This window comes from Halotia branconii CENA392 (assembly GCF_029953635.1).
GTDB classification, from domain to species: Bacteria; Cyanobacteriota; Cyanobacteriia; order Cyanobacteriales; family Nostocaceae; genus Halotia; species Halotia branconii.
Window position 1 is genome coordinate 3,453,151 of sequence record NZ_CP124543.1, and the last position, 18,034, is coordinate 3,471,184.

The 18,034-nt window shown below is 39.4% G+C and carries 16 protein-coding genes; 9 read left to right on the top strand and 7 right to left on the bottom strand.

Annotated elements, in window-relative coordinates:
- The first annotated feature begins 222 nt into the window (after positions 1-222).
- From QI031_RS15090 to QI031_RS15105, 4 genes are all read left to right on the top strand, one after another.
- Positions 223-771 (top strand): PEP-CTERM sorting domain-containing protein, encoded by a 549-nt coding sequence (locus QI031_RS15090; protein ID WP_281480499.1) that lies wholly within the window; start codon positions 223-225, stop codon positions 769-771.
- Between the two features lie 47 nt (positions 772-818).
- Positions 819-2,273, top strand: coding sequence for an amidohydrolase (locus QI031_RS15095; protein WP_281480500.1), 1,455 nt, complete (start codon positions 819-821; stop codon positions 2,271-2,273).
- Between the two features lie 173 nt (positions 2,274-2,446).
- A complete protein-coding gene (locus QI031_RS15100) occupies positions 2,447-2,635 on the top strand; it encodes a helix-turn-helix domain-containing protein (RefSeq protein WP_281480501.1) in 189 nt (62 codons plus the stop codon).
- An 804-nt stretch (positions 2,636-3,439) separates the two neighbouring features.
- Positions 3,440-4,111 carry a 2OG-Fe dioxygenase family protein gene (locus tag QI031_RS15105; RefSeq protein WP_281480502.1) on the top strand — a complete coding sequence of 224 codons (672 nt, stop codon included), beginning with the start codon at positions 3,440-3,442 and terminating at the stop codon, positions 4,109-4,111.
- 91 nt (positions 4,112-4,202) lie between these two features.
- On the opposite strand, the gene QI031_RS15110 is transcribed toward QI031_RS15105, so the two are convergent.
- Both QI031_RS15110 and QI031_RS15115 read right to left on the bottom strand, forming a co-directional pair.
- Positions 4,203-5,183 (bottom strand): magnesium transporter CorA family protein, encoded by a 981-nt coding sequence (locus QI031_RS15110; protein WP_281480503.1) that lies wholly within the window; start codon positions 5,181-5,183, stop codon positions 4,203-4,205.
- A 149-nt stretch (positions 5,184-5,332) separates the two neighbouring features.
- Positions 5,333-6,169, bottom strand: a complete 837-nt coding sequence (locus QI031_RS15115) for a lysophospholipid acyltransferase family protein (protein WP_281480504.1) — start codon at positions 6,167-6,169, stop codon at positions 5,333-5,335.
- 210 nt (positions 6,170-6,379) lie between these two features.
- Here QI031_RS15115 and QI031_RS15120 point away from each other — a divergent pair, with 210 nt between their 5' ends.
- Both QI031_RS15120 and QI031_RS15125 read left to right on the top strand, forming a co-directional pair.
- Positions 6,380-7,480, top strand: coding sequence for a D-alanine--D-alanine ligase family protein (locus QI031_RS15120; protein ID WP_281480505.1), 1,101 nt, complete (start codon positions 6,380-6,382; stop codon positions 7,478-7,480).
- A 394-nt stretch (positions 7,481-7,874) separates the two neighbouring features.
- Positions 7,875-8,372, top strand: coding sequence for a hypothetical protein (locus QI031_RS15125; protein WP_281480506.1), 498 nt, complete (start codon positions 7,875-7,877; stop codon positions 8,370-8,372).
- Between the two features lie 1,060 nt (positions 8,373-9,432).
- On the opposite strand, the gene QI031_RS15130 is transcribed toward QI031_RS15125, so the two are convergent.
- Positions 9,433-9,894, bottom strand: a complete 462-nt coding sequence (locus tag QI031_RS15130) for a GNAT family N-acetyltransferase (protein ID WP_281480507.1) — start codon at positions 9,892-9,894, stop codon at positions 9,433-9,435.
- Positions 9,895-9,945: 51 nt separating this feature from the next.
- On the opposite strand from QI031_RS15130, the gene QI031_RS15135 reads away from it, so the two are divergent.
- On the top strand, positions 9,946-10,200 hold the full coding sequence (locus QI031_RS15135; RefSeq protein ID WP_281480508.1) for a hypothetical protein: 255 nt from the start codon (positions 9,946-9,948) through the stop codon (positions 10,198-10,200).
- Positions 10,201-10,204: 4 nt separating this feature from the next.
- On the opposite strand, the gene QI031_RS15140 is transcribed toward QI031_RS15135, so the two are convergent.
- Both QI031_RS15140 and QI031_RS15145 read right to left on the bottom strand, forming a co-directional pair.
- Positions 10,205-10,558 carry a glycosyltransferase gene (locus QI031_RS15140; protein ID WP_281480509.1) on the bottom strand — a complete coding sequence of 118 codons (354 nt, stop codon included), beginning with the start codon at positions 10,556-10,558 and terminating at the stop codon, positions 10,205-10,207.
- A 117-nt stretch (positions 10,559-10,675) separates the two neighbouring features.
- Positions 10,676-12,895 carry an NHL repeat-containing protein gene (locus QI031_RS15145; RefSeq protein ID WP_281480510.1) on the bottom strand — a complete coding sequence of 740 codons (2,220 nt, stop codon included), beginning with the start codon at positions 12,893-12,895 and terminating at the stop codon, positions 10,676-10,678.
- A gap of 830 nt (positions 12,896-13,725) precedes the next feature.
- Between QI031_RS15145 and QI031_RS15150 the strand changes: the two genes are divergently transcribed.
- Positions 13,726-14,643 carry an alpha/beta fold hydrolase gene (locus QI031_RS15150; RefSeq protein WP_281480511.1) on the top strand — a complete coding sequence of 306 codons (918 nt, stop codon included), beginning with the start codon at positions 13,726-13,728 and terminating at the stop codon, positions 14,641-14,643.
- A gap of 167 nt (positions 14,644-14,810) precedes the next feature.
- Positions 14,811-15,827, top strand: a complete 1,017-nt coding sequence (locus QI031_RS15155; protein ID WP_281480512.1) for a serine/threonine protein kinase — start codon at positions 14,811-14,813, stop codon at positions 15,825-15,827.
- 38 nt (positions 15,828-15,865) lie between these two features.
- On the opposite strand, the gene QI031_RS15160 is transcribed toward QI031_RS15155, so the two are convergent.
- Together QI031_RS15160 and devC are read right to left on the bottom strand one after the other, a co-directional pair.
- Complete coding sequence (locus QI031_RS15160) at positions 15,866-16,552, bottom strand: DevA family ABC transporter ATP-binding protein (protein ID WP_281480513.1); 687 nt, start codon at positions 16,550-16,552, stop codon at positions 15,866-15,868.
- Positions 16,553-16,574: 22 nt separating this feature from the next.
- Positions 16,575-17,798, bottom strand: a complete 1,224-nt coding sequence (gene devC / locus QI031_RS15165) for an ABC transporter permease DevC (protein ID WP_281480514.1) — start codon at positions 17,796-17,798, stop codon at positions 16,575-16,577.
- Positions 17,799-18,034: the final 236 nt, after the last annotated feature.

Sequence of the window (18,034 nt, forward strand, 5' to 3'; positions counted from 1 at the left end):
AGTTAATTAATGTAAACTTTGTGAGTATTAATCTCTTTTCCTTGATTCAGTATTTTTTGCTTTATTTAGGCATTTGGTTATTATTATTTATTCAGAATAATTAATAAGATTAAGTAAGTTTACTAATAGTTTTTCAAATGCCAATTGCTGTAGTAATGTATTCAACGTTGAGATACGAGTTAACACTGGGATTATTCAACTTTAATTAGAGAAAAGTTTCTGATGAAATTAGCTCAAAAGCTTTGTATTGCTACCGCAGCAGTAGCGATCAACTTGAGTATTCTAAAATCTGCCTCAGTCCATGCGGTTACACTCAACTTTGAATGGACTGGTAATGCTGGCTATTCAGCCAAAGGCTCATTTAACTACGATGAAACTCAAGGTTACTCAATTGTTGATGAATCAAAACTGCGATCGCTGACAATTGATTTTTTTGACCCAAGTAACAAGTTGTTAAATAGCTTTGCCCCGATTACAAATGGAAGCATCGCTTATGATTTTTTAGACTTCAGCTACGATACAGCTACGAAGTCTTTATTTGGTTTTTTTGATGTCGGTAAAGATGATGGGCAAAGTACAGATTATTATCTCTTTGAAACTGTGGGTTTAAATTTGAGTTTGAGAAATCCTATTCAAGGAACAATAGACCAAAATAATGGCTTGATAACTGTGAGCGATACAACTCCAGTCCCTGAACCATTGACAATAGGTGGAACAGTAGTTGCTATTGGCATTGGCTATGTAATGAAACGTAAAAAAGCCAAAATTTAAACGAGCGATCGCCAAACCATAAGTAAAAATTAAACAAGGATAATACTGTGAAACGCCAGCTTGCAAAATACTATAAGCTGTTAGTCTTTTTTGTTTGTACGACGTTGTTTGTCTTTTGCACTCAGATAGTTATCGCCCAGAATAACTATAATTTAGCCACTCAAGGAAAGCAAAATGTACAACTAATTGTCAGCAGTGATTTTGTTGTCACGATGGACGAGACACAACCTGTCATTAAAAATGGTGCAGTTGCGATTAAAGACGGCAAAATTGTTGCAATAGACACTCAAGATAAAATTAGAGCTTCTTATAGAGCTAACAGGACACTGCTAGGCGAAGGTATGGTGTTAATGCCTGGTCTTGTCAACGGTCATTCTCACTCGGCAATGGTGTTGTTTCGCGGTCTTGCGGACGATTTAGCATTGGAAGATTGGCTCCAGAATTATATATTTCCCGCAGAAGGAAAATTTGTTGACGAAAATTTTGTCCGTGTTGGTGAACAGCTTGCTTGCTGGGAAATGATTCGTGGTGGCACAACAACGTTTGTTGATATGTACTTTGAGCCAGATATTGCTGCCGAAGTAATTGATGAATGCGGCTTACGCGCCATGATTGCACCTTCGTCAATAGATTTTCCTAGCCCTGGCTTTCAAGGATGGGATGATGCATTTGCTAGTTCAGTGAATTTTCTCAAACGTTGGAAAGGCAAGAGCGATCGCATCATACCAGCACTTGCTCCACACGCTCCTTATACTGTCTCGCCAGAACATCTGACGCAAGCTATTCAAACTGCGCGTCATTACGATGTCCCTCTAACAATTCACTTGGCAGAAACACAAACTGAAGTCAAAGATGTTCAGCAGCGTTATAACGCGACCCCAGTACAACATTTGGAAAATCTTGGCTTTCTAGATCCGCGCGTATTTGCCGCCCATGTTGTCTGGCCTAACGAAAGTGAAATTGCCCTCATGGCAAAACGTGGTGTTGGTGTCATCCACAATCCTGACTCAAATTTAAAATTAGCTTCTGGTTTTGCACCGATTCCAGCAATGCTCAAAGCTGGAATTGATGTTGGTTTAGGGACGGATGGAGCTGCATCTAATAACGTTCTTGATATGTGGAACGCAATTCGTCTTACCGCCTTAATTCATAAAGGCACAACTCTTGACCCTACTGCTGTACCAGCCAAGACAGTTTTGCGTATGGCAACACTTGGCAGCGCCCAAGCACTCGGCTTGGCAGATAAAATTGGCGCGATTAAGACAGGACTCCAAGCAGATCTAATTCAAGTCAAGCTCAAAGAACCACATCTGCTTCCACTTTATGATGTCATGTCGCATCTAGTTTACGCAGCAGATGCCAGCGATGTTGATACTGTAATTGTGAATGGGCAAGTTTTAATGCACCAACGCGAAATGCTTACGGTTGACATTAATAAGATTCGCCGTGAAGTTGTCTCCATTGCCGAAAAAATCAAAGCTGAGTTTAGACCTGCCAACTAATCAGACAAATCCAGGCTGCCCTAAATGCGCTCTAGGGCAGTTGTACATTTGATTTAACCTTGGCGTTAAAAATTCTGAACAAGAATAACGTTACTTTTTTTAATATTTCTATATATTGCTTTAGAATAGTATTAGATAGCAATCTAATTAAGATTGCAAGGAGAACAACAGGTATGCGAAGGCAGGGTGTTTCACTTGCAGAAGCCGCAAAGCGTTTAGGTATAAGTCAGAGTGATTTATATGTAGCCGTGCAGAAAGGACAAATCCCGACTTTTAGAAAAAATGGAAGAACTACAGTTCGTCCAGGGGCATTAGCAGAATATAAAATCAGGTCTAGTTATATCTCTAGTTACCGACTCTAGATTAAGAAATTAACAAAATTGTTGGCTGGCACGGAAGCTAAGATTGAGATGATTAAGAATGGCAATAAGAAATCATTGTTGCCATCTAGCTAAACAGGCTTGACGGTGGACAAAACTGACCCGAAAGTCTGCGTAGCTTTTTTAATAACTTGCGTAAGTCCTGTCAAGAAAAAAATGAGACAGATTTTATCCAAATCAGCGTAGACGCAAAGCGGCTTGCCGTAGGCTACCACAGAGGCGCAGCGAAAAGTTGTCATAGCGTTAGCAAAGCGGGGCGCTTTTAGCGCACAGCGTAAAGCCTTCTCTACGAGAGGCTTCGCTTAGAGCGAGTCTGTGAGCGTCGGAAGGTTTCTAACGCCAGTTCCTACAAGTCGGCGGCACTTCCTACAAGTCGGGGAACCCGCCCAACGGAGTGCCTTGGAAACCCGCCCAACAGACTGGCTCCCCAAGACCGCACTGGCTCCTCCGTAACAAACTTTTCAAGACAAAGAACACAAAAAGAGGACAAATACAGAAGATTTTTGGTTCAGTTTTGGGATATTTTTTTTATTTTGAAGTCTCTAAGTTGATTTTCAAAGTTTACCTCGCTGTAGCGCTGCCTTTTTCTACTATGCAGAGTAACTGACGCTAAAGGCGATACCTACAGTAAGCTACACTAACGGAAAACTAAAATTTTCTATATCATAACTTGTCAATTTTTGTAGTTGTTTTGACGACACTTTAATAAAAGGTAGCATATACTTAGCAGTATAAGCCTCCTATAAAAAACATAGGAGAATTTAAACTTTTAACGAGGTAAATCCTATGCAAAAAGTATGGGAATCAACGGAATTAGAATATGCTTTTCTATTTACCCTCAGAAAAGTAAATTCGATTAATACAGAAGGTTTTAAGGCATTCTTTAACAATTTGCCTGTTGATCCTTATATTAAAGGTAACTATCGTTCTAGACGATTATCTCGGTTTACTGTTTCTGGCGATAATTTGATTAAACTGCCTCATGGCTACCTCTTGCAAAGTAAAGACTATAATCAATTATTAGGAGATATTAAAAGAGAGTTTGCAGAATTAGATGATGCACTTATAGAACTTGATATCTTTAAAAATCTTGTCTTAGCATTTATTGATTCTTGCAAACTTCACCCAGAAGCCGAAATCGGAGTTCATCAAATTAGAACTACCTGTTCACCCGATAATTTGGGAAATCCAGCACCTGAAGGTATTCATAGAGATGGTACTGATTTTATCGGTATATTTTCTGTAACTAGAGAAAATATTCAAGGTGGAGAAACACATTTATATACCGCTAAGAAAGAAAAACCTGTATTTAGCAAAATCCTTCATCCTGGAGAGCTAGTATTAGTCAACGACCATGAATTTTTTCACTTTACTACTCCTATAAAACCGCAAACTGAGGGTCAGGGAATCAGAGATGTATTTGTTTTAACTTCTCCAAGCTTACTGACTGAAGTATAGGTTACGATAAATACTGATAATCTATAAATAAATGGGGAATTAAATGTATCATTTCCCCATTGTTTCACTAAATTATAAAGTGCGCTATCTTCTACAACCAACGTTGTTGTTTAGCATACATAATACTACCAATCACAATTAATGCTATCACACTGATAATAGTAGGATAAGCCCAAGGTTGATCTAATTCGGGCATATATTTAAAATTCATCCCATAGAAGCCAGTAATGAAAGTGATTGGTAAAAATATAGTCGAGAGGATAGTTAGGCGATTAATCAGTTCACTTGTCTTGCTAGCAATATTATCGCGTTGAATTTCCATTAACTCTGACATCCAAGCTCTCAAAGCAAGATATTCTTGCCAGAGATTATCAACGTGATGAACTACTTCTTGATTGAATAATGTCTTAACTGGCTGAGATATCCATTGAAAATCTTCATAATCCATAATTACTAAAAGTGATTTGATGCTTTGAAAATTACGTCGCCCGACACGAGTAGACTGCCTCATCGTAGCAATTTTTTGATATGTTAACTCATCACCAGAATTTCCTAAAACTTCGTCTTCTAAATCATCAAGTTGTCTAGAAATATAGTCAAATACAGTATGGTAACTATTCAAAATATCTTTAAAGACAAGATATAAAATATAGTCAACTCCCCATTTTTGCAAATCTAAATTTCGCTTTTGAAAATTATTAGTTAATAAACTAAATATTCTTAATTCAGTAATTTCAAAAGTGATGATAAAGTTTGTTCCTACTACAATGCTACCACGAGCTACTTCAAACTCGCGATTTTTGATTTGATGCGTCAAAATTTCATAATTGTTAAATAAACAATCTTCTACATCTTCATCGATTCCTACAGAAGAATGGTTGAAAATCATATTGACACGAGATGGATTGAGTCCAAAGTGCTTGATGATTTTAGCTGTTCCAGTGCGATCGCGAAAGTGAATACAACGCAACCATATATTGTGAGAACCATCAATCTTTTTCAGTACTGCATCAACCTCTCTACTAGTGAATAATTCCAGGTGATTATGAGAAAAGGTGAGAAGAATTAGCATAGAACAATCCTATTTGATCTCGCACACCGAGGTTTGGTTTATCACCTTAAATATCGTACCTGTCCTGGTAATTAATTCTGAAGCAGAAGATATCTGGAGTTTTTGATAGCTTTGCCACGTTCAATGACGTGGCAAGCTCAATGTATTTCTTACAGCTTGACTAGGCAGTCTAATTCTTGCTGCATCAGACTAACAACCAGTTGATAACATTCTGCAACATAATGGCGATCGCTAGCTGCTTCTTTACCGTAGCGTTCAAATATAATTGGTGGACAAACCCGCGTGTGTATAGGTACGGGCAATGGAATGTTAGGTAACGGGCCAAGCGCTAACCCCCAAGGTAGCCCTAAGTAAACAGGAAAAACTTCCGGATCAATGCCAAATAACCAAGGCATTCCCCACTCGTGTAATTGCTGCACAATCTTGTAGAAGTCAGCTAACACAAACAGCGTATCGTGAGCGCCAGAAGAAATCACAGGTACAATTGGCACATTTTCTCGTAGCGCCAGCTTGATAAATCCTTGTCGTCCGGCAAAATAGATTTTGTTGCGTAAATAATGCGGTCGGAAGACATCTTCCGCGCCACCTGGATATACCAAAACGCTAGCGCCAGAGCGTAAAGCGGTGTAAGCCATTTTCGGATGAGCCATGATAGCTCCAACCTTAGCACCCACTTGTGCTAGTGGCGGACTCACCTGCCACGCTTTGGGATGCATTAGACCGTAGATGGGTCGCTCAACACCAAATATCCGGAACCAGTCATACATCATCATCACCATATCAGGAGCTGCTAGTCCTCCATTATGGGAGCCAACAAATAAAACTTTTTCCTGGGGTGGGATATGATGCCAGCCACTAGTTTGAACTCGAAAATAGTAGTGATAGAAAAAGCCCACAAGAGGCATTAGGGATTGAATAAACTTTGGATCTCGCTCATCCAAAGACCAGCCAGGTTTTATATTCTGCTTATATTGCTTTTGTAACATCCAGGCATCTTTACAGGATTTTTGACGGTCTACATCTTCTATACTATGTCTCTTACACTACCTAAAATCTCTGAGTTAAACTCCCTTCGGGAGAGGGAACAGGGAACAGATAAATGTCCTAACAATTTTGGCTACTGCTATAAGTAAAAATATAGCAACTCCAGCAGGTTGTGATACGCTATCTGCTTTAGGAGTGTAAAGGTATTAAAGATGTCTAAGTTGCGGGTGGGATTGTTGTTTGGTGGTCGTTCTGGAGAGCATGAAGTTTCGATAAGCTCAGCACGAGCGATCGCCCTGGCTTTAAGTACCCAGCAAAATGCTAATAAGTACGAAATCTTGCCTTTTTACATCCAAAAAGATGGATGTTGGTTAGCAGGAGAAATACCCCAAAAAGTTTTAGAGTCTGGTATCCCTTATTTGGAAACACAACATCAATTGGACTCTAACTCCAAAACCCAAGCTTTATTGAAGCGTTGGCAATCGCCTTTGCAAGTTGCAGAAGTTGATGTTTGGTTTCCTGTTCTGCACGGTCCCAATGGTGAAGATGGAACAATTCAGGGTTTACTTACCTTAATGCAAGTTCCTTTTGTCGGTTCTGGGGTTTTAGGTTCGGCATTGGGTATGGATAAGATTGCCATGAAAATGGCTTTTGCCCAAGCGGGATTGCCACAGGTGAAATACAAGGGTTTAACTAGAGCGCAAGTGTGGTCAAATCCTTGTGTATTTCCTAAGTTGTGTGATGAAATTGAGGCAACATTAGGTTATCCTTGTTTTGTCAAACCGGCTAATCTAGGTTCATCTGTAGGCATTGCCAAAGTGCGATCAAGACAAGAATTAGAAAATGCCTTAGATAATGCTGCTGGTTATGATAGACGATTAATCGTAGAAGCAGGAGTAGTTGCCAGAGAAGTAGAGTGTGCGGTTTTAGGTAACGATCAAACTCAAGCCTCTGTCGTTGGTGAGATTTCTTTTAATAGTGATTTTTATGATTATGAAACTAAATATACTCAAGGTAAAGCAGATTTACTGATTCCTGCACAATTACCGGATGCTATCAGTCGTCAAATTCAGGAGATGGCATTACAAGCATTTGCAGCTGTTGACGCTGCGGGGTTGGCAAGAGTAGATTTTTTCTACGTGGAAGCTACAGGGGAAATATTGATTAACGAAATCAACACTTTACCTGGTTTTACGGCTACCAGTATGTATCCCCAACTTTGGGCTGATAGTGGAATATCTTTTTCAGAATTAGTAGACCGCTTAATTCAACTAGCTATGGAAAGACATTCTGTTGGCGAACTAAAGCAGTAGCCCATTTAACAAAGAACAAACGAACGAACTGCTAGCACTGAGCTTTGTCGAAGTGTTCCCTGTTGCCCGTTCCCTGTTCCCTCTCCCGAAGAAAGTTGATTATGCCAAAAAATCGGATTTAGTAGCATAAGTGTCACAAAAAAGCTACTTAAATCCGAAATTTGACTACGGATACCTCATAGCTCCCTCCTCCAGTACAATCAGGGACTAGAGGGGTACAAATCTGAAAGTAATCATGGAAAATAGTCAGAGCGTACAGGATGAGCTAATCCAAGTAATACAGACAAGGCCAAAATGGGCAAACACTAAGTCGAGACTAACAAACAGTTCAGCAAACATTTTGATCTATCTGGTTACACATCATCCTTTGCTATTGTTAACTGGGTTATTAACAATGTTCATAGGAAGTACTGCCTTGGCTTTATATAGCTTGGGTCATGTGGGAGGTGCAGAACAAATAGAACCAGAAGAAATCCCAGCCGTAGTTGAAAGACCGATTAAAACACCTTCGCAGAGCAATCCTACACCTTTATGGATGGTAGCTGCGATCGCCCTCAGTTGTGGAAGTGGTTGTTTTATTCTTTTGCGACTACTTAACCGTCCAACACAGCCACGCCGCAAAAGCCAAAAACGTATCAACCGCTATCCTGAACCTTTGACACCCAGACCTCACCGAAATTGGGAACCAAAGACTCTCAGTACTTTGCCGGTTTTTGTGCCTACACAACCACTAAAGCCTACTGTTTCAATGCCAGCTAAAACAAAACCTTTAGTGACGGTTTTGCCGCCAGAACACAGACACCCACTGGATAAAAAAAGCAAAGAATCTCTAGCAGACTTAATGGATATTCGTAAACAGAACTCTTTGTCTGCAATTTTACGTAGTTCTTAATATCAGGGTAACGCAAAAAGTTTTTATATAACAGGCAATTGTAAGGGTACGGGATGACTGTACCCTTATTAGTTTCTTGTAAATTAACCACGCCCCTTCTCTGCGAAAGGCTGCGCCAACGGGGCAGGAACAGGGAACAGAAAAAGAAAATCAGCCCCAAAGTAAGGTTTTAAGCCGTACTTCGTCCCGCTATGCTAACGCCACGCCCCCGTAAAGCCTGCGGCATGGCTACCCTTAGCGCGTAGCGTCTCCCTTCTCCCTTGTGGGTGGCTGATTTTCCTATTGCCTGTTGCCCGTTCCCTATTCTCTTTCACAGCTTTTAAAAGTTTATCAATGAGTTATGAAAAAAACTTACAGCAAATTTCATGTGGATGAGGTACATTACGCTCGTCTCTAATCCCTAGTCCCTAGCCCCTCTCTTCTTAAAAGACGTACTACACCCAATCGAGAAACGCTGTAAAAACCTGCCAATTTGGCAACTAGAGTGAGATTACCTAAGTTATCTTATATGAAGATAAACAACTTCCAGGGTATTATTACCAAAATAGCAAAATACTTTAATTAGGGATTGTCTGAAAGTTTTTTATGAACAAAAAACATTAATAATTTAGACTTGACATTTGTCGCAACGGGAATAATTAATGTGTAGAGGCGTTGTCGGTAACATACGCATTAGCCCCCTAAATAACGGGCAACGTCCACACATATTCCTGAACTCTACAGCGGCAAATGCTAGAGTGGGAGATTAGAGGCTATTGGTATGCTTTCTCCCACTCTTTTTTTCTTAATTACTAAAACTGACATGTGAAAAGCAGCTAGTACCGCAAGGCGGAATTAAAAATTAAAAATGAACACAGCATAAGCTTTTCATTGATTTGGAATGGGTGGTTTATTTTTGCCGAACTGTACTAGCTGCGTCTATAAATGGTTATGATACTATTAAGACTTACGCATTCATAATAAAAAACTAAGCCTTTGCGATCACTTCGCTTTGCTCGTAATGACATAAAATTATAATCGGTACGTAAGTCCTGACTATGTAAATAAATATTTACTAAGTCTAAAAAGTTTTTTCCATAACGAAGTTGATCAATATTTGACCTCTGCGTTCTACTTTTTGTTCTTTAATTACAATAAATTTTTTACTTAGAAAAAATGGCTTTGCTGTAATACTTGCTTCTGTAAAGAGTTTTTTAATTCCTAAACATCTTGCTTTTAATTCAATAGCTTCCAGAATTTTTGTACCTACACCTTTTCCTTGAAAATTTTTATGACAATAGAAGCGATCAATATGACCATTAGCCTCTAGTTCACCAAAACCAACAATATGCTCACCTTCTTCTGCCACATAAGTAAATTTGCTTTTTAAGCTGTTAATCCAAGCCTCAGTATTCATATTAGCTGGAGCCCAAGCATCAACTTGTTCTTTTGTATAGTCACGAATATTTATCTCATGAATAGTATCATAAAACAACTTCATAATTGCTGTGGTATCACTTATCTGGTATTTCCAGATTTCCATAAAAGTGTTTTTATAACTTATTACTTAGTAATTTAACTCAATGGTTATTTTATGAGTTTACCAACTTCAAAATTTTTAGTATCGCAGCGATCGCCTGATACAATTGAAGAAATTCCAGCTTCTAAAGAGACTCCCCCAGATCCTTTAATTGCCAAAAGGTTGCAACGTGGACAATATGTGGGCGTTGTGATTCTTGCTGTCGGCTTAATTGCTGCTGTGGGATATTTGAGTCGCCGATTTGAATATGCCCTTTTGTTTGCTTTTGCACTCAGTATTGTCCTGATAGTTTTTTTTCTGACTATTTAATTCGTTAGCCTAATTTAGTGATAATTTCCGCATCTGTCATCATGTGTGCATGAACAATATCAGGCTGAAACGCTTGCAAAATTTCTCTATAACGCCAAGCAGCTTTGATAATATTTAGCGGTTCTCTTGACTGATTTAGTTGAAAATGTTTTACACCATAACGCGTTAATAATGCTTCGTATTGTCCGCTAGCAGAGGCAACAGCAACATCTGCTGATTTCTGGCTAAATGCTAATGTCTTACTTCCACCAACTAAAATTAACCTAAATAATAAGTTGGAATGAATATATTGAATTTTCTCTAACCAAGCACTGGGCAATAATTTTTGGAGTTGTTGTAGAGACGTTTTGATGGTCATAATTATTTAGACAAGTTATCCCGAAATTTGGCTTTTGACCTTTGTGTCTTAGTGCCTTGGTGGTTCAAAAATTAATTAACCACTAAGACACCAAGAAAAATAGGTCGTTTCAGTTTTTTACTTTTTCAGGTGATACACAATTACCTTAGCTTTCCAGTCTTCTTCAACAAATACTAGGTACTCACCATTAGAACGGCGAAAAGCACGGATACCGTGGGGTATATCAATCCAGCCACTTTCACCAGCAACTTCAGGGCCGGGTTTCAATTTTTTTGCAAAAGTTCCGGTTTTGGCATCAAAGACATATACTTCTGCCGTTTTAAAAGTTACAGCAAATACATAGTCATCCGCTACACTCATAGCTGCGGTGGCTACTTCACGCTTACCAGTGGTGTCATAAGGAACTACAACCCGCCAACGGGGGGTGCGATCGCCTTTACTCCAATTATCAAAACGGGCAATTTCAGATCCTACGACTTTGGTATCATCTCCAACTGCTGGATGATCTTTTGTGAAGCCTGACAAGTACATGGTATCTGTTTGGGGAAAATACTCAATCCGGCGCAAATCGGTAAAGATGCTGGGAGTCTTTTCCTTTTGCATGGAACTATAAGTATAGATGGGGTTGCCCTTGGGATCTATTCCTTGTAAAGGATAACGCCGAATCCCATCTTCAGTTCGCAAGGTTTTCCAAATATCTCCTTGACTATCTACCCACCATCCTCCTAAGTAAGGATAATCTTCGTTGTTGTCATATTCACCTTTGTCAAATGCACCATTACCGTTTTTATCGCGCCAAATCCACTCTCCTTTTTCTGGTTGATGAGGCGGCCAATTTCCCTCAATTGATTTTTTACCGCCGCCATGAGTACCCACAAACATACCCGCAGGAATCGCAATTTTGCCGTCTTTGGCTGGATTAAAACGATAAATTTGCAGAAAGCTGCTGTACATATCTGTGAGGAATAAAAAAGGCTGACCTTTGATGCGGCGAACAAAGGTTGCGTCTGGTGATGTATGTAAGCGGGGGTCTTGGGGATATTTGAAGGCGTTTAACGTGTAGCCTTTGTAAGTCCATTGCTTACCAGCAGACTTACTGTAGTCCATCAAGTAATGTTCTTGTTTGGTGAACACATCTATCCCATCAGTTTTAGGGTCAGCATCAGCATTATCAACAAATAACAATCCCAGTAATTGCCATAGTTGTTTGCCGGAAGGCGAAAATTTGCGTAAATCTGTGCCTGATTTATTGAAACCGTTACTATTGACATAAATATTACCTGCGGCATCTGCACCCACTCCGGTAAGTCCGTACAGTTTCAAATTTTGGACTTCGCCAGGAACACCCGCATAAATACCGCCTTTACTGCCAAAAGTCCCAGTTTGTACTGGTTGATCTTTGATGTTGTAAATTAGTACTTGCTGACGCAGGCCATTTTCTGTCAGTAACAGTCTACCTTGACGGTCAATAGCGATCGCAGTTGGTTCGACTACATCGGTAATTTTTTGGGGTAGTTGCTTGCCTGTTGGGGAGTAATGGACGATTTTGGTCGGATTATTGCCATTTTTACTTTGAATAATCCATAGATTACCTTGTTTATCAATCGCGATCGCACCTGGATTAGTCACACTAAAGTCACGTATTTCTTTCATTGTGTCGGTATTGTAGACACGAATGCTGTTGGTAGCCGAGTCACTTACATATAACTCGTTCCCCGTTGTGGCTAATCCAGTAACTTCACTTTGATTACTGACAATTAACATACTTTGATCCCAACCACGTCCTTTGTCAAAAGGTGCAGGTTTTCCAGACAAGTCATAGCGTCTGACACAGTACCAAGTAGTGCCATCTGAGGGATAATCTTGATTGATTTTGCCAACAGTTCCCTGAACCATTGCCATGTAAACATATTTACTATTAGCCGTTATAGCTTTACCACCGCCACGACTCCAGCCGTGAGTATCATTCAAAGCTCCAATCACATCGCCATCTTTATATATTCCTGCTTCTGCCCCGCCTTCATCCCAGAAACTATTGGTATAGACTGTGCCATTTGGGGCAACGTACATTGTTTCAATATTGTTTTGTACCCACTTCTTACCGCCACCAAAAGTATTACCTATCCAAGATGTTTTGTAAGTGTTTGCAGGTACTCCCTTAACAGTCCAATCTGCTGTCATTTCAATGGAAGTAATTATCGCTGCGATCGCAAAAACAACAATTAAAAACTTGGCATTCTTTAATTTCCGTAAATATTTATTATCGGATATTTTTTTTACTTGGTGGATAAGTTCTTTATAAACTTTGTTAAGTTGCTGTATTACTTGATTTTGCATACAATTCCTAAAAATTTAATTACTTTTACATCCTGATAAATACTGTCATTAACTAGTATTTAATAAAAGTAATCATGAAAAAATCTAGTCGTAAGTAGCACTTTCTACAGAAGGATACCTGCTGAAGCTAACAAAGACTATCAAAATATATTTGTGCTTTAAGCTTGTCTATCTAAAGTTAAAAATTAATTTGAACTTAATTATCAAGTTTTAATAGCACACATACATAGATAACAAACACTTGATGTTGAAAAAATCATGTTTACCAAAAATTTATCAAAACCACATGGTTTTTTAAACTTAATTACAATCTTGAAAGATGGTTTTTAAAGTATTAATAATTACTAGTTTGATAACAAATAAGTAAACATTCATACATCAGCCTAATATGATATTTAATAATTATTTATTTGACAAAACTTACGCAAAAATAACGTAACTGCGTCATTACGTTGGCGTTAGCCTTCCCGAAGGGTACGATAGCGAAGTAATCTATCTTAACGCTGGGATTGCTTCCCTACACTCCGTTCCGGTCGCAATGATAATATCGGCGTTGTGTAAGTCCTATTTGACAAGAATTAGTTTTTTAAAATTGTAAACTAAAAAAAAACGAATCAGGTATTTTGTTAAGTATTTAACGTGAGTTTATATGAACCTCTCCGACACAAAGCTACAGTACACTACCAAAGAAAACTTGTCAGTTAATTATAGATAGTGGTAACGATTACGTAATTACTGTCAAAGGAAATCAGCCAAAACTTCATCGTCATATTCAAAGCGTTGCTGCTAACCCGTATTATATAAAGAATCATAGTTTACGAATATTCATAATGACTGGAATCACACAGCAGTTACCTGCAAGTACCTTAGAAAAACTTTTTTGGACTTGGCAAGGTTACAAAATTCAATACACCGTCATGGGTACAGGAAAACCTCTGGTATTAGTTCACGGCTTTGGTGCTTCCATTGGTCACTGGCGCAAAAATATTCCTGTTTTGGCAAATGCTGGCTATCAAGTTTTTGCTGTTGATCTTTTAGGTTTCGGTGGTTCCGACAAAGCGCCAATTGATTACAGCGTGGAAGTGTGGGTAGAACTTTTGAAAGATTTTTGCTCAACTCACATTCTAGAACCTGCTGTATTTATCGGCAATTCCATCGGCGCACTGTTGAGTTTAATGATAGTGGCAGAACATCCAGAAATTGCAGCGGGTGGTGTTTTAATTAATTCTGCGGGGGGATTAAGCCATCGTCCTCACGAATTGAATCCACCGCTACGGGTGGTGATGGCAGCTTTTAACAAAGTTGTGCGATCGCCTATTACAGGTAAATTTGTTTTTAACCGTATCCGCCAAAAAGCCCAAATTCGCCGTACCCTGTATCAAGTTTACCGCGATCGCGCAGCTGTCACAGATGAATTAGTTGATTTACTTTACACTCCTTCTTGCGATCCCGGAGCGCAGCAAGTTTTCGCATCTATACTGACAGCACCTCCTGGCCCGACCCCAGGGGAACTATTGCCGAAAGTCGAACGTCCTTTATTAGTAATTTGGGGTGCTGACGATCCCTGGACACCAATTACTGGGGCTAAGATTTACGAGGAGGCTTGTAAGAATGGCAAAGAAATCAAAATTGTTCCCATTCCTAACGCTGGTCATTGTCCCCACGATGAGGTTCCAGATGTTGTCAATGCCCAGATTGTTGATTGGTTAACCAAAAATGTAGCTACGACGACTATAAAGCCATTGTGAGCATCTTACTGTAGATAGACGCAAACACACTGGGGAACAGGGACGAAATCAGTTATCAGTTATCAGTTATCAGGCGTTGCTGGGGAACTTAAACCCCAAATTTTCCATAACTGTTCACTGTTCATTGTTAATTGCGTCTTCACAAAATCAGACTCAGGTGGTGTGTAATGGAGCTTGATATGTGTAATCAAAGGGAAATACCCTTAAGTTACCATTTAGATTTTTCTGAACGAGGGTATAAAGTTATTCGAGAACTAGGACATAATCAGGAAGGGGGACGCATTACTTACTTAGCTAATGTCCAAAAATCTCATCAACAGGTAGTAATCAAAAAATTTAGTATTGCCAATACAGGAACTGACTGGTCTGGTTTGAAAGCTTATGAACGCGAAATTAAAATCCTGCAAACCATTAATCATCCCCGCATCCCTCGTTATGTAGATTCTTTTGAAACTTCAACGGGTTTTTATTTAGTGCAGGAGTATAAAAACGCTCCATCTTTAGGAGTACGTCGCAACTTTAATCCAGAAGAAATCAAGCAAATAGCGCTGTCAATTTTAGAAATTTTGGTTTATCTACAACAGCAAGTTGACCCAATTATCCATCGGGATATTAAACCAGAGAATATTTTAGTTGACGAAAATTTGAATGCTTACTTAGTTGATTTTGGTTTGACTCAGACACAAAAAACGACAATGACTTTTAGTAGTTTGGCAGCGGGAACCCCAGGTTTTATGCCGCCAGAGGAATATCTTGGTTATTCTCTCACCCAGGCTTCAGATTTGTATAGTTTGGGGATAACACTGATTTGTTTACTTACTAGTACCAACTCTGTCGATGTTGGTAAGTTAGTTGATCAGCGCAACCGCTTTAATTTACAGAAATTAGTTCCCCAACTTCATCCGTGTTTCCAGTCGTGGTTAATAAAAATGATAGAGCGTAAGTGGAACCATCGTTATGCCAATGCGGCTGTTGCTTTGGCAGCACTTAAGCCGATTCAGGTAACTGGTAACGCCACGATTAGAGAAACTTTAATTGCTGCGATCGCCTTGAGAAAACGAACTACTATACTGGGGTTAGCCATTGTAGGGATGTTTGCAGTAGCCGCAACAACTTTGATACTTTCTCAGCAAGGTGGTACAGCCCAGCAGCTACAGGAAATCAGTCAAAAACCCTACATCTAAAGGCATAAGCAAAGTATTGAGGTTTTTAGCTAGTCCTATTAATTATCATCCTGCAATCGTCCATCTTCCATTTGAATGATACGATCTGCTATATCTAAAATCCGCGCATCATGCGTTACAAGTAAAACAGAACAACCTTCTTCTTGAGCAAGACGCTGAATAATATCAACCACATCCCGTCCAGTTTTACTATCTAACGATGAGGTGGGTTCATCTGCTAAGACTAATTTGGGTTGAGCAACTAAAGCCCGCGCGATCGCAACTCTTTGTTTTTGTCCTCCTGATAATTTTTCTGGGTAATAATCTACGTGATCGCCTAATCCTACAGCGTCTAAAATAGCTACAGCTTTTTGGCGATATTCATATTTAGAGATTTCTGGATGCAACTTCAAGGACATCCGCACATTACCATAAGCCGTTAAGCACTTGAGCAAATTGTGATGTTGGAAGATAAAGCCGATTTGATTTCTAATTTGTATTAACTGCTTTTTTGTACAACCTTTAAGTTCTTGATTAAATATTTTTAAACTTCCTTTTTGTACTGAACGCAAGCCTCCGATTAGGGAAAGTAAAGTTGTCTTACCGCTACCGGAAGGGCCTGTTAAAATTACAATTTCCCCTGGGTAAATTACTAAATCTATATCAGTTAATACAGGTTTTTGTAATGTCCCTTGTCCAAAACTATGGTTGAGGTTAGTGACAGTCACAGTGGGTGAGAAAGTCATACAATTTTAAATTTGGGATTATTTAAAATACGTCGGCGGGATCGGCGGAACGAAGTTTTGTCGTGGCGATCGCACCGGAAACGCTACACATAATAATAGTTAAGAGAAAGACTTGGATCGCTACACTCGCTTTCATCACTAGGGGTATACGTGTGAGTGTTACCAATAAATTATAAATTCCAACTGAGGCGAAAAAGCCAGGAATAAATCCCATTACACCGAGAATTACGGCTTCTTGTAGAACTACTATTAATAGAGAGCGATCGCTATAACCCATTGCTTTGAGGGTGGCATATTCTGACAAGTGATCGCTGACATCTGAATACAGAACTTGATAGAGAATAATTACCCCGACTACAAAGCCGACAATTGTACCGAATTTGAGGATGATTCCCTCTGGCTGAGAGGCGTGAAATTGCTGTTCGCGTTGAATTAATTCCTCGTGGGTGAACACGCTAATATCGGCAGGGAGACGTTGACGTAACTGTGCTTGGACTGTTTTGATGTTTGCGCCTGTTTTGAGGCTGACAACTCCCAATCGGACTGAATTGAGGCTATCTTGTCCATTTCGTAGCGCATAGTTCCAATCACTGATAATTACATTACCTTTATCATTCATTGTGCTACCCATGTTGAAAAGTCCTACTATATATGTGCGTTGATTATCCATCAGAGTAGCTAAATCTTTTTGCTGAGTCAGTAATTGGGGAATGTCTCCTAAAGAAGCTTGAGAAAGACGATCAAATAAAACTGCATCTGGTGTAGTTAATTTAGAAAGTTGCTGCTGAATTTCTGGAGATTTCAACACGAAAGATTGAGTAGGATTAAAAGCAATAACTCGGACTTCGTTACCAAAAAAGCCTCGTCTAGGTGATGTTTTTTGTTTAGAACTGTTTGGTTGAGATAATTGCTTGGGATTCACCCAATTTGCCCTACTAATATAAACTGGTGCGACAGTTTCCACTCCCTCGACTGAGGCGGCTTGGTAAAGATAAGCGCGAGGGAAAGAAATTCTAAACTGTAAACTAGGGCTAAATGTGGAAACTAAGATTAATTCTCCGCCTAAACTTTCATGCAGTTTAGTTGTTCCTTCAGTCAGCATTGCTAAAAGTCCCATCTGGGAAAACATTAAGATATTAGCGAAGCATACGCCCGTAGTTGCCACAGCTAAACGTACCTTTTGATGGGATAATTGCGCCCAAGATAAGGGAGTTTCTAAAGGGAGATGTTTGAGAAGTTTGATCATAGGAATTGAACAAATGAATTTAAAATACTCTATGGGAACGCCTTATACCGTTTCGCTTTAAAGTTGATACATTTGGGCAAGCAGGGGAAGCAGCATTTCGGCTACGCGGCAGTTGAGTTTCGACTACGCTCAACTACCGCGTAGTCGAAACTCAGTGACCGGAGGCAGGGGGAGTAAGAAAAGTAATTTATATCAATAATTTCGTGAAATGGTATTAACGCATCGTCTTGTACAGA